This is a genomic window from Streptomyces sp. NPDC101225 (genome assembly GCF_044767585.1).
Lineage (GTDB): Bacteria > Actinomycetota > Actinomycetes > Streptomycetales > Streptomycetaceae > Streptomyces.
The window spans coordinates 1-12760 of sequence record NZ_JBIWOE010000051.1 but is presented as its reverse complement, the minus strand read 5'-3'; the positions used below and the strand labels follow the sequence as shown (position 1 = coordinate 12760).

At 72.0% G+C, this 12760-nt stretch carries 10 protein-coding genes; 7 read left to right on the top strand and 3 right to left on the bottom strand.

Features of this window, described 5'->3' with window-relative positions; translation table 11 throughout:
* The first annotated feature begins 82 nt into the window (after positions 1-82).
* The 6 genes from glyA to purU are packed head-to-tail and all read left to right on the top strand — an operon-like array spanning position 83 to position 7303.
* Complete coding sequence (gene glyA / locus ACIRPX_RS40370) at positions 83-1399, top strand: serine hydroxymethyltransferase (RefSeq protein ID WP_404204843.1); 1317 nt, start codon at positions 83-85, stop codon at positions 1397-1399.
* Positions 1396-2616 carry a sarcosine oxidase subunit beta family protein gene (locus ACIRPX_RS40365; RefSeq protein WP_404204841.1) on the top strand — a complete coding sequence of 407 codons (1221 nt, stop codon included), beginning with the start codon at positions 1396-1398 and terminating at the stop codon, positions 2614-2616. Before glyA ends, ACIRPX_RS40365 begins: the two co-directional genes overlap by 4 nt.
* A 23-nt stretch (positions 2617-2639) precedes the next feature.
* Positions 2640-2936, top strand: a complete 297-nt coding sequence (locus ACIRPX_RS40360) for a sarcosine oxidase subunit delta (protein WP_404204839.1) — start codon at positions 2640-2642, stop codon at positions 2934-2936.
* On the top strand, positions 2933-5806 hold the full coding sequence (locus ACIRPX_RS40355; RefSeq protein WP_404204837.1) for a sarcosine oxidase subunit alpha family protein: 2874 nt from the start codon (positions 2933-2935) through the stop codon (positions 5804-5806). The genes ACIRPX_RS40360 and ACIRPX_RS40355 overlap by 4 nt, the downstream gene beginning before the upstream one ends.
* Positions 5799-6407, top strand: coding sequence for a sarcosine oxidase subunit gamma (locus tag ACIRPX_RS40350; RefSeq protein ID WP_404204835.1), 609 nt, complete (start codon positions 5799-5801; stop codon positions 6405-6407). Before ACIRPX_RS40355 ends, ACIRPX_RS40350 begins: the two co-directional genes overlap by 8 nt.
* A complete protein-coding gene (gene purU, locus ACIRPX_RS40345) occupies positions 6407-7303 on the top strand; it encodes a formyltetrahydrofolate deformylase (protein WP_404204833.1) in 897 nt (298 codons plus the stop codon). The genes ACIRPX_RS40350 and purU overlap by 1 nt, the downstream gene beginning before the upstream one ends.
* Before the next feature lie 21 nt (positions 7304-7324).
* Here purU and ACIRPX_RS40340 read toward each other — a convergent pair whose 3' ends face one another.
* Entirely contained in the window at positions 7325-8581 is a 1257-nt protein-coding gene (locus ACIRPX_RS40340; RefSeq protein WP_404204831.1) for an MFS transporter, read from the bottom strand.
* A gap of 166 nt (positions 8582-8747) precedes the next feature.
* On the opposite strand from ACIRPX_RS40340, the gene ACIRPX_RS40335 reads away from it, so the two are divergent.
* Positions 8748-9608: a LysR family transcriptional regulator gene (locus ACIRPX_RS40335; RefSeq protein ID WP_404204829.1), complete on the top strand. Its 861-nt coding sequence runs from the start codon at positions 8748-8750 to the stop codon at positions 9606-9608.
* Between the two features lie 13 nt (positions 9609-9621).
* On the opposite strand, the gene ACIRPX_RS40330 is transcribed toward ACIRPX_RS40335, so the two are convergent.
* Together ACIRPX_RS40330 and ACIRPX_RS40325 are read right to left on the bottom strand one after the other, a co-directional pair.
* Complete coding sequence (locus tag ACIRPX_RS40330; RefSeq protein ID WP_404204922.1) at positions 9622-10359, bottom strand: NPP1 family protein; 738 nt, start codon at positions 10357-10359, stop codon at positions 9622-9624.
* Positions 10360-10430: 71 nt separating this feature from the next.
* Positions 10431-12611 carry an RICIN domain-containing protein gene (locus tag ACIRPX_RS40325; RefSeq protein WP_404204827.1) on the bottom strand — a complete coding sequence of 727 codons (2181 nt, stop codon included), beginning with the start codon at positions 12609-12611 and terminating at the stop codon, positions 10431-10433.
* Positions 12612-12760: the final 149 nt, after the last annotated feature.

Genomic DNA, 12760 nt, shown 5'->3' with positions numbered 1-12760 from the left:
ACCTCGCCGTCGAGCTCCCATACCTTACCGCACAAGCTGATATATCAGTCGCGTTTTAGTCGTCTCTCAGGATGGTGCGCAGATGGCAACCACCCCGTCGATCACCAGGGTCACCTCCCCCCTCTCGCGCCCGCTCGGCGAGCTCGATCCGGATGTGGCGACCGCGGTGAGCGCCGAGCTGCACCGCCAGCAGTCGACACTCGAAATGATCGCCTCGGAGAACTTCGCCCCGGCCGCCGTCATGGAGGCCCAGGGCTCGGTGCTGACCAACAAGTACGCGGAGGGCTACCCGGGCCGCCGCTACTACGGCGGCTGCGAACATGTGGACGTCGTCGAGCAGTTGGCCGTCGACCGGGTCAAGGCCCTGTTCGGCGCCGAGGCCGCGAACGTGCAGCCGCACTCGGGCGCCCAGGCCAACGCGGCCGCGATGTTCGCGCTCCTGCAGCCCGGCGACACGATCCTCGGTCTCGACCTCGCGCACGGCGGGCACCTCACCCACGGCATGCGCATCAACTACTCCGGCAAGCTCTACGACGTCGTGCCGTACCACGTGCGCGAGTCCGACATGCGCATCGACATGGACGAGGTCGAGCAACTCGCGCTCGCTCACCGACCCCGGATGATCGTGGCCGGCTGGTCGGCCTACCCCCGGCAGCTGGACTTCGCCGCGTTCCGGCGGATCGCCGACGCGGTGGGCGCTCACCTGATGGTGGACATGGCCCACTTCGCCGGACTGGTCGCCGCGGGACTGCACCCCAGCCCCGTCCCGTACGCCGACGTCGTCACGACCACCACGCACAAGACCCTCGGCGGACCGCGCGGCGGTGTGATCCTCAGTCGGGCCGGCCTGGCCAAGAAGATCGACTCCGCGGTCTTCCCGGGCCAGCAGGGCGGCCCGCTGCAACACGTCATCGCGGCGAAGGCGGTGGCCTTCAAGGTCGCGGCCGGTGAGGAGTTCAAGGAGCGCCAGCGGCGCACGCTCAAGGGCGCGAAGATCCTCGCCGGGCGCCTGCTGGCCGACGACGTCGCCGAGGCCGGCATCACCGTCCTCACCGGCGGCACCGAGGTCCACCTGGTCCTCGTCGACCTGCGTAACTCCGCGCTCGACGGACAGCAGGCCGAGGACCGCCTGCACCGCATCGGCATCACGGTCAACCGCAACGCGGTGCCGTTCGACCCGCGCCCGCCGATGGTCTCCTCGGGGCTGCGGATCGGCACCCCGGCCCTGGCCACCCGCGGCTTCGGCGACGCGGAGTTCCGCGAGGCGGCCGACATCGTCGCGCAGGCACTCAAGGACGAGCGGCTCGGCGACGAGCGCGCCGGACAGCTGCGTGACCGCGTCGAGAAGCTCGCCGCCGCGTTCCCCCTCTACCCCCACCTGATCGGAGGCGCGGCGTGACCGCCGAACCGCTGCCGGAACACCCGGACTTCCTCTGGCGCACCCCCGAGCCGCGCTCCTCCTACGACGTCGTCATCGTCGGGGCGGGCGGCCACGGCCTGGCCACCGCCTACTACCTCGCCAGGAACCACGGCATCACCAACGTCGCCGTGCTGGAGAAGGGCTGGCTGGCGGGCGGCAACATGGCCCGCAACACCACGATCATCCGCTCCAACTACCTGTGGGACGAGAGCGCCGCCATCTACGAGCACGCGCTCAAGCTGTGGGAAGGGCTCCCCGAGGAGCTGGGGTACGACTTCCTGTTCAGCCAGCGCGGCGTCCTCAACCTCGCGCACACCCTGCAGGACGTCCGCGAGGGCATGCGCCGCGTCAACGCCAACCGCTTCAACGGCGTGGACGCCGAGTGGCTGGAGCCGGACCGGGTCGCCGAGGTCTGCCCCATCCTCAACGTCTCGTCCCGTACCCGGTATCCGGTCCTCGGCGCCACCTTCCAGCCGCGGGCCGGCATCGCCAAGCACGACCACGTGGCGTGGGCGCTGGCCCGCCGCGCCGACGAGATGGGCGTGGACCTGATCCAGGGCTGCGAGGTCACGGGCTTCCTCAAGGACGGCGACCGGGTCGTGGGCGTCGAGACCAACCGAGGCCGCATCCTCGCCGGCCGGGTCGGCCTCGCGGCCGCCGGCCACAGCAGCGTGCTCGCCGAGCGGGCCGGATTCCGGCTGCCGGTGCAGTCCCACCCGCTCCAGGCCCTGGTCTCCGAACTGCACGAGCCCGTGCACCCCACCGTCGTCATGTCGAACCACGTACACGTCTACGTCTCCCAGGCGCACAAGGGCGAGCTGGTGATGGGCGCGGGCGTCGACGCGTACAACGGCTACGGGCAGCGCGGCTCGTTCCACGTGATCGAGCAGCAGATGGCGGCCGCCGTCGAGCTGTTCCCGGTCTTCGCCCGCGCGCACGTGCTGCGCACCTGGGGCGGCATCGTGGACGTCACCCCGGACGCCTCCCCGATCATCGGCACCACCCCCGTCGAGAACCTCTACGTCAACTGCGGCTGGGGCACGGGCGGTTTCAAGGCGACACCGGCCGCCGGCTGGACCTTCGCCCACACCATCGCCACCGGCGCGCCCCATCCGCTGAACGCCGCCTACACACTCCAGCGGTTCCGCACGGGCGCGTTGATCGACGAGCACGGCGCAGCAGCCGTGGCCCACTGACCGCCCGCAGAGAGAAGGACACCGTGCTGCTGATCACCTGCCCATGGTGCGGTCCGCGTGACGAGACCGAGTACCACTACGGGGGACAGGCCCACGTCCCCCACCCCGAGAACCCGGCGGAGCTGACCGACGAGGAGTGGGCCGAGTACGTCTTCTACCGGGACAACCCCAAGGGCCCCTTCGCGGAGCGCTGGATGCACAGCATCGGCTGCCGCCGCTGGTTCAACGTCCTGCGCGACACCGTCAGTCACGAGGTGCTCGCCGCCTACCGGCTCGACGAGCCCCGCCCCGCACCGCCCCAGGCCGGAGGGAACCGATGACCGACCAGCACCGCCGGCTGCCGCACGGAGGCCGCGTCGACCGCGGCGGCGTGCTGCGCTTCACCGTCGACGGACGGGAGATGACCGGCCACCCCGGCGACACCGTCGCCTCCGCGATGCTGGCGAACGGGCTCGTCGAGGTCGCGCCGTCCCTCTACCGCGGCCGCCCGCGCGGCATCGTCGCCGCCGGTCCCGAGGAGCCCAACGCCCTGCTGCAGATCGCGGGTCCGTGCTCGGAGGGCATGCTCCCGGCGACGACGGTCGAGCTCCACGACGGACTGACCGCCACGACACTCTCCGGCATGGGCCGCCTCGACCCGGCGCCCGACCCCGCCGTCTACGACAAGAAGTACGTGCACACCGACGTCCTGGTCGTCGGCGCCGGACCGGCCGGGCTGGCGGCCGCCGCGACCGCGGCCGGCTCGGGTGCGCGCGTCGTCCTCCTCGACGACCAGCCGGAGCCCGGCGGTTCGCTGCTGTGCGCACGCACCGAGACGGTCGGCGCGCGGACCGCCCCGGAGTGGGTCGCCGACGTCCGCGCGGCCCTGGACGCCGCGCCCGAGGCCGTCGTGCTGCAGCGCACCACGGCCTTCGGTTCGTACGACGACAACTACGTCCTGGCCCTCCAGCGGCGCACCGACCACCTCGGAGCGGCCGCCCCCGAAGGCGTCTCGCGCCAGCGGCTGTGGCACATCCGCGCGCGCCAGGTGGTCCTGGCGACCGGTGCGCACGAGCGGCCGCTGGTCTTCGCCGGCAACGACCGGCCCGGCGTGATGCTCGCCGCGGCCGTCCGCACCTACCTCAACCGCTACGGCGTGGCGCCCGGTTCGCGGGTGGTGGTGAGCACGACCAACGACAGCGCCTACGACACCCTCGCCGACCTGCACGCCGCGGGCATCGGCATCGCCGCCGTCGTGGACGTGCGCCCCGAGCTCTCCCAGCGCGCGGCCGAGGTGGCCGCGGCGACCGGCGCACCGGTGCTCACCGGCAGCGCGGTCGTCGGCACCGAAGGCGACGGCCGGCTCACCGGCGTCACCGTCCAGGGACTCGACGGGACCGGCCAACTCACGGGTGAAGCACGGTCGTTCGCGTGCGATCTGCTCGCCGTGTCGGGCGGCTGGAGCCCAGTGGTGCATCTGCACAGCCAGCGCCAGGGGAAGCTGCGCTGGGACGAGGACCTGGTCGCGTTCGTGCCCGACGGCACCGTGCGTGATCAGCAGGTCGTCGGCGCGGCCCGGGGGACCTACGGTCTCGACGGCTGTCTCGCCGAAGGCGCGCGGGCCGGTGCACGGGCCGCTACGGACGCGGGATTCCCGGTCGCCGTGCCGCCGCCGGTCGACACGCGGTCCACGGCCGGTCCGACCCGTGCGCTGTGGCTGGTGCCCGCGCCGACCGGTGAACCGGCCACGTGGGACAGCCACTTGGTCGACCTCCAGCGCGACGTCACCGTCGCCGACGTCTGGCGGTCCACCGGCGCCGGCATGCGCAGCGTCGAGCACGTCAAGCGCTACACCTCGCTCGGCACGGCGAACGACCAGGGCAAGACCTCGGGCGTCAACGCGATCGGAGTGATCGCCGGGGCCATCGGCGGCTCGCTCGGGGAGATCGGCACCACGGCCTACCGCGCGCCGTACACCCCGATCGCCTTCGCCGCCCTGGCCGGCCGTGAGCGCGGCGAGCTGTTCGATCCCGAGCGCACGACCTCCGTCCACGCGTGGCACGTCGCGCACGGCGCCGAGTTCGAGGACGTCGGGCAGTGGAAGCGCCCCTGGTACTACCCCCGCCCCGGCGAGGACATGGACACGGCCGTGGCCCGTGAGTGCCGGGCGGCCCGCGAGGGCGTGGCGTTCATGGACGCCTCCACCCTCGGCAAGATCGAGATCTGGGGCGCGGACGCGGGCGAGTTCCTCAACCGCGTCTATACCAACGCCTTCAGGAAGCTCAAGCCCGGCATGGCCCGCTACGGCGTGATGTGCAAGCCCGACGGCATGATCTTCGACGACGGTGTGACGCTCCGCCTCGACGACAACCGCTACTTCATGACCACCACGACCGGCGGCGCCGCCGGAGTCCTGGACTGGCTGGAGGAGTGGCTGCAGACCGAGTGGCCCCACCTCGACGTCCACTGCACCTCGGTGACCGAGCAGTGGTCGACGATCGCCGTCGTCGGCCCGAAGTCCCGCGCGGTTCTCTCGCACCTCGCGCCGGACGTCGACCTGTCGGCGGAGGCGTTCCCCTTCATGGCGTTCCGTGAGACGACACTGGCCTCCGGCATCCCGGCCCGCATCTGCCGGATCTCCTTCTCCGGCGAACTCGCCTACGAGATCAACGTCTCGGCGTGGTACGGCCTGACCGTCTGGGAGCAGGTGCACGAGGCCGGGCAGCCGTACGGCATCACCCCCTACGGCACCGAGACCATGCACGTCCTGCGGGCCGAGAAGGGGTACATCATCGTCGGCCAGGACACCGACGGCACCGTGACACCGCAGGACGCCGGCATGTCCTGGGTGGTGTCGAAGCAGAAGGACTTCATCGGCAAGCGGTCCTACTCCCGCGCCGACACCTCCCGCACCGACCGCAAGCAACTGGTCGGCCTGCTGCCGGGCGACCGCACGACCCGGCTGCCGGAGGGCACCCAGCTCCTCGCGCCGGACACCCCCTTGGAGACGGTGCCCGTGCCGATGCTCGGCCACGTCACCTCCAGCTACCACAGTCCGGCGCTGGGCCGCCCCTTCGCCCTCGCCCTCGTCGCCGACGGGCGGGCCAGGATCGGCGAGACCCTCCTCGCCCCGGTGGGCACCGACCTGGTGCCCGTCGAGGTGACCGACTTCGTCCTCTACGACCCCGAAGGGACCAGGCGAGATGGCTGAACCGACGATCGGGGCGCGGACGAGCCCGCTGGCGCACCTGGAGGAGCGGATGCGCGCCGCCACGGTCACCGGAGCGCGCGGCGTCGCACTCGACGAGTGGCCGTTCGTCACCATGGTGAACGTGCGCGTCGACCCCGCCTCGGCGGCGGCCGGCCGCATCGAGAAGACCCTGGGCGCACCCCTCCCCAGGGAGTGCGGCCGGATCTCGGCCTACGGCCCCCACACGGCCGTATGGCTCGGACCCGACGAATGGCTGGTGCTCTCCCAGACCGAAGTGGCCCCCGTGGTCGACGAGTTGACGGAGGCACTGGCCGGGGACCCCGGCTCGGTCGTGGACGTCTCGGCGAACCGCACCACGCTCGAACTGCGCGGCCCGGCCGCCCGCCAGGTGCTGGAGAAGGGCTGCCCGCTGGACCTGCACCCCCGCGCCTTCGGACCCGGCCGCGCCGTGTCGACCACGGTCGGACCCGTCCCGGTGCTCCTGTGGCAGGTGAACGAGGCCCCCACCTACCGGCTCTTCCCACGCGCCTCGTTCGCCGACTACCTGGCCCGCTGGCTCATCGACGCGATGAGCGAGTACCGCGGCCCGGAGGTGCCCTGATGACGACGACCACCACCGAACTCCGGCAGACCGCCGCCACGACGCAGGCCGAGCACGTCCTCACGCTCGACTGCCCCGAGGCCCCCGGCATCGTCCACGCCGTCTCCGCGTTCCTCGTCGACCACGGCTGCGACATCGTCGACAACCAGCAGTTCGGCGACCGCCGCGAGGGCCACTTCTTCCTGCGGATGCACATCACCACGCCCGGCGGCGCCGGCGTCACCGGCGCCCTGCGCCGGGACTTCGCCGACGTGGCCGCCCCGTTCGCCATGCGGTGGCACCTCGAACCGGTCGGCACCAGACGCCGCGTCCTGGTCATGGTGTCGCGCCACGGCCACTGCCTCAACGACCTGCTCTACCGCGTGCGCAGCGGTGACCTGCCCGTCGACGTGGCCGGTGTGGTCTCCAACCACCGCGACCACGAAGGACTCGTCGGCTGGCACGGCATCCCGTTCTTCCATGTGCCGGTCACCGCCGCGACCAAGCCCGCGGCCGAGGCCCGGCTCCTGGAGATCGTCGACTCGCTGGACGTCGAACTCGTCGTGCTGGCGCGCTACATGCAGGTCCTCTCCGACGACCTGTGCACCCGGCTGGCCGGTCGCGTGATCAACATCCACCACTCGTTCCTGCCGAGTTTCAAGGGCGCCAAGCCCTACCACCAGGCGCACGAGCGGGGTGTCAAACTCGTCGGCGCGACCGCTCACTACGTCACCGCCGACCTGGACGAGGGCCCGATCATCGCCCAGGAGGTCATGGACGTCGACCACAGCCACACCCCCGAGAAGCTCGCCGCCATCGGCCGCGACGCCGAGTCGTCGGTTCTCTCGCGCGCGGTCCGATGGCACTGCGAGGGGCGGGTGTTCGTGCGGGGGAGGCGCACGGTCGTGCTCCGCTGAGAAGCGGGGCGCGGCCCCGGATCAGCTCGCGCGGGCCCGCCGCCCCAGCAGGGCCACCACCGCCAGCAGGACGAGCACCACCGCCGTGAACCAGGTCATCGCCCCGGCCGTCGAGGTGTACCGGCCGGCGACTCCGAGGCCGACGGGGAGCAGGGCCAGGCCGAGGTAGGAGACCAGGAACAGTCCGGCCAGTGCCTCACCGCGCCGGGCCGGGGCGGCCATGCCCGCGACGGAGCCCACGGCGGACTTGAAGAGCATGCCGGCACCGGCGCCGGCGACGAGGCCGGCGAGCACGAACACGGAGAGGTTCGCGGTGTGCACGCCGACCGCGAGGACGGCCACACCGGCGGCCTGGGCGAGCAGCCCGGCGTTGCGGCGGGCCCGCGAGGACAGCCGGCCGGTCAGCACCTGCGCCGCGGCGGCCGCGCCGAACACCACGAACACGATCAGCCCGGCCAGCGCCCGGGACGGGTGGTGCAGGGTGCCGCCGACGAAGCCCGGGACCAGGGAGGTGAAGAGCCCGAAGACCGCCAGCGACGTGAAGCCCGCGGCGGCCGCGGCGAGGTACCCGGCCCGGTCGCCGTGGTCGGCGCTCACCCGCTGAGGCCGGTAGGCGGGCCTGCCGACGGGCTTCTGCACCGTCTCCGGGGTCAGCGCCACCGCGGCCACCCCGATGAGCAGCGCGGCGCCGGCCACGGCGTACGGCAGGCGCAGCGGTGCGCCGAGGTACTGGGCCAGCAGGCCGGCCACCAGCGGGCCGAGACCCAGACCGCCGATGTTCGCCGCCGTCGACACGATCTCGAAGCGCTGCGGCGACCCGTCCGGCCGGTGCGCGCTGTGCAGATCGTGCAGATGGGCGGTGGCCGTCGACGTGAGCATACCGACCCCGAGCCCCGTGACCAGGCGCGCGACGAGCAGCACGGGCAGCGACGGGACGGCCAGGAACAGCGCCGCCGCGATCAGTTCCAGCACCAGCGCCGCGATCAGCACCTTCTTGCGGCCGACCCAGTCCGAGACGTGCCCGGCGAGCAGCAGGCTGACGAGGACCCCGACGGCGTAGACGGCGAACACGACCGTCACGGTGAACGTCGAGAAGCCGTCGCGCGCCTGGTAGAGGGGGTACAGCGGGGTCGGCACCGTGGAGAACGCCATGGCCGTGACAAACACCGCCGCGATCGTCCAGAACCCGGCGCCGTAGGCGCGGGCGCCGGCGGGCCGGGCCGCCGGCCCGGGGCCGGCGTCGCCGTGAGCTGGGCGTGTGGCCGACGACATGGACATCCGAGCACTCCGATCCCTGGTGGTGTGACCGCGGCGGACCGACCTGGGCGGCCGCCGTTCACCTGCTCCAACAGGTGCTCACCGCGCTTGCTTCCCCCCGTAGCGGAGATGATCGACGATGACGGTAATCTCTTCTGGAGATGGACGGTGGAAGGCGGGCGGGCGCATGGAGCTGCGGCAGATGGCCGTCGTCGTCGCGGTCGCCGAGGAAGGCGGATTCAGCGCGGCGGCGCGGCGGCTGCACGTGGTGCAGTCCGCCGTCTCCGCGACGGTGCGCGCCCTGGAGCACGAGCTGGGCGCCCGGCTGTTCCGGCGCACCACGCACCGGGTGACGCTGACCCCTGCCGGGCGGGCCTTCCTGGCGTCCGCCCGTACGGCCCTCCAGGCCGCCGAGGAGGCGCGCGCCGCCGTCGCCCTGGCGCAGGAGGAACTGCGCGGGGAGATCACCGTCGGCGTGATGCAGGGGCTCTACGCCGGTCTCGCCCCGGGACTGGCCGCCTTCCACCGGGAGCATCCGGGCGTGGCGGTGCGGCTGCGGCAGGCGCCCGCCGACGACATCCCGCAGGACCTGCGGGAGGGCACCGTCGACCTGGCCGTCGTCGCCCTCGACTCCACGCGGCTGCGCGGGCTCGCGACCAGGGCGCTGGCGCGGGAGGAGATGGTGCTGGTGGCCGCCCCGGCGGAGGCCCGGCTGCCGGAGCGGCCGGTGACCCTGGCCGAGGCGGTCGCGCTGCCGCAGGTCGACTTCCCGCAGGGCTGGGCGATCCGCACCTCGGTGGACCGGGCCCTGCGCTCGGCCGCCGTCGAACGCGCCACCACCTTCGAGGTGAACGACGTGCTCGGCGCCACCGACCTGGTGCGCCACGGCCTCGGCGTCTGCATCCTGCCCGCCTCCCTGGCCGCCCGTTTCCCCGACCTGTCGGTGCGCCGCTTCGCAGCGCACGCACCGACCTGGCGGATGAGGGTCGTTCACCCCAGAGGGGACCTGCCGCCCGCTGTGGCCGAACTGCTGCGCCACATCGGGTAGACGACGTACGGGATCAGGCGTTCGGGTCGAACGCGATGCCCGACGGCATCGAGTGGGCGAGGCCGTACTCGAAGTCCCCGTCCTTGATCTTGATGGTGGCCGCGCCGAAGTCCGCGCTCAGCAGCTTGTCGCGGTAGCCGGCGGGATAGCCGTTCCAGCCCACCAGGCGCGGGTAGAACCAGCCGCCGGTCACGTTCTCCGGAGGGTCGTCGTTGGAGTTGGCGAAGCGGAAGTCATGGGTCGAGATGCCGTCCTTGTGGTAGACGATCTTCGGATGCGTGCCGTCGAAGCGGATGGCGGAGGCGGCCGCCACCTGGTAGCCGCTGTGCTGCGACACCGACACGTACCGGACCTGGTTGTCGTTGATCCACACGACCACGTGCTCCCAGTCGTGCCGGTGGCCGATGGCCGCGGGACCCAGCGTGGCCTGGTCCTTCTCGAAGTAGCTGGCGTACATCACGGCGCACCAGCCGTTGTTGCACTTCTCGCGTGAGTACGTGTTGGCGTTGGCGAGCTGGGCGTAGTCGTGGCAGTGGCCGTTGACGTCGCCGCCCGGCTTCAGGCCGGGGTTGATGGTGCCGTCGGCGCCGATGGCCGCCGTGGCGTAGCAGCCGTCGCCGTCGTAGTCGTAGGCGGGGGAGAAGCTCTGCTCCAGGCCGTCGGCGCTCTGCGGCAGCAGTGTCAGCACGTCGGCATCGGCCTGGGCCGGGAGGGCCACCACGAGCGCCAGGGCACCGAGGACGGCGGTGATCGCCGACCGGCGGGCCCTCCTCGCGGAGGACGCGGAGGACGCGGAGGACAAGGGGTTGCGCACGTCGGCTCCTACGGGTAGCTGGTCAGGTTGGCCACGTTGCTCCCGGAGTTGGACGGGCCTCCGGTGTCGTTGACGACGTGGCTGATCGTGCCGGTCCCGCCGAGGGAGACGGTCACCATGTCGGTGAAGCGGACCCCCGGGGTGGTCGGTGCCTCGATGGCGTGCGCCGCCACCACACCCGGATTGACGTTGAAGTAGCAGTAACTGCCCAGACCGTACGCCTGGTGGCTGGTGACCGAGTCGGCCACCTTGTAGGCGGCATAGCCCTGCGTGGCGCCGTTCATCCAGGCCGCCTGGTTCGGCGGGTCGTAGGGCATCTCGTTCTGGAAGAAGTACGTGCGGCCGCCGTTGCCGTTCCAGACGGTCTGGTACTTCTGGAAGTGCTCCACGAACAGGCCGTACATGGTGACGTCGTCGCCGTTGACGATCATTCCGGTGTCCGCGGTGTTGCTGGTCCAGCCGACGCCGCTGCCGTGGTCGGCGCGCCAGATCCACATGTGGTCGCCGATGACGTCGTCGCTGTTGACGACGAGGCTCGTGGTCGCCTTGCCGACGCCCGCGCCGCCGACGCGGAAGTAGACGTCGTGCAGCGAGGTCGGGTCGGCCGTGTGGGAGGCGGAGGAGCCGTTCGGCCCGACCTCCAGCAGGGAGGGCGAGTTGGCCGTGCCCGCGTCGAACAGCAGGCCCGCGACCTTCACGCCGTCGACGTCGGCGACCTTCATCGCGGTGACGCCGTTGTCGGGGACGAACGTGGCCAGGCCCAGACCGAGGACGACCGTGTCGGCGCGATCGACGCGAAGGGTCTGGTCGAGGTGGTAGACGCCGGGAGTGACCAGGAGGTTCTTGCCCGCGGCGAGGGCGGAGTTGATCTGCGAGGCGGTCGCGCCGGGCTTCACGACGTAGAAGCTGTCCAGCGAGAGCGAGGTGCCCGAGGCACCGCCGGACCAGCTGGTGCCGGAGGAGTCGGTCCGCACGGACGGCACGAAGACCCGGTAGGCACCGGACGCGTCGACGTAGAGGAACGGCTTCTCGCGGGTGACCGGGCTCCGGGCGACCGTGGTGTACGGCGGCTTGGGGAAGGTGGTGGCGGGGACGCCCGTGCTGCCGGCGAACACCATGTTCCAGTTGGAGCCGGTCCAGCTGCCCAGTTGGGAGTTGCGGGTCAGCCACTGCTGCTGGCTGCCGGAGTCGACCTGGCCGTCGATCTTGCTGTCGGCGAGGTAGCCGCCGCTGGACCAACCGCCGTCGTCCAGGGCGAGGTTGCCGCGCAGATGCATACGACGGTACGGCGCCGCCTGCGAGACCGCCCAGCGGTCGGCACCGCCCGACGGGTTGACCGAGAGGTTCTCCGCGCCGCGCCAGAAGTTCTGGGTGGCGTTGCCCTGGAACCAGTCGGCCTCGGCGTGCACCGCGCCGTTCACCGTCACCGCGTCCGGCGACAGCCCGAGGCCCAGCACCTGGGTGTAGAAGCCGACGTTGACGTCGGCACTGTAGGCGCCGGGCTTGAACAGCACGGCGTAGCGCTGGGAGCCGAACTGGTTCGTCTCCTGCTGCCGGAAGACCGAGGTCAGCTTGGCCTGGATCGTCGAGGACGACATCGAGGGATCGAAGACCGTGACGTTCGGGCCCAGATCGGGGTCGGGGCCCGACGGGGAGACGGGGACCACCTGGAAACGCTGGGCGGCGGTGCCGTTGCAGGCGAACTGGACGAACTGCACGCTGTCGGCCGTCGACGCACCGGGGTCGTCCAGGCACTTGCCGCTGTTGCGGTTGACGAAGTGGTAGGCACCGCCGCCGTCGTCGACGGGCAGCCACTGCTGGTTGGCGCCGCCGCCGTACGTCCACAGGTGGACCTGTGCGCCGTCGGCGGTGGAGACGTCGGCCACGTCCACGACCTGGCCGGTGTCGTTGGCGTTGTCGATGCGGACGTATCCGTCGCTGGTGGCGGTGAAGCTCCAGCGCTGGGCGTCGGTGCCGTTGCAGGAGTACTGCTGCACGACGGTGCCGTTGGCGGTGGCGGCCGCCTTGGCGTCGAGGCAGCGGCCGCTCGCGGCGTTCATGACGGTGGCGAAGCCGGTGGGCAGCGCGGTGGCCGCGGCCTGCGCGGGGGTGCCGCCGAGCAGTGACGCGGCGGTCACGGCCACGACGGCGGCCGCGACGGATCTGCCGTGGCGTGGAAGGGAAGGCATGGGTTTCTCCTTGCCGGAGGCGGGGGTGGCCACTGGGGTCGGCTCGACGGGACGTCAGCCGGTGTACTGCGAGAGGACGCGGGTGTAGTCCCAGTCGGACTGGCCGACTCCGGAGCAGCTGTCGGTGCTGCCGCCGGTGCAGGGGCGGT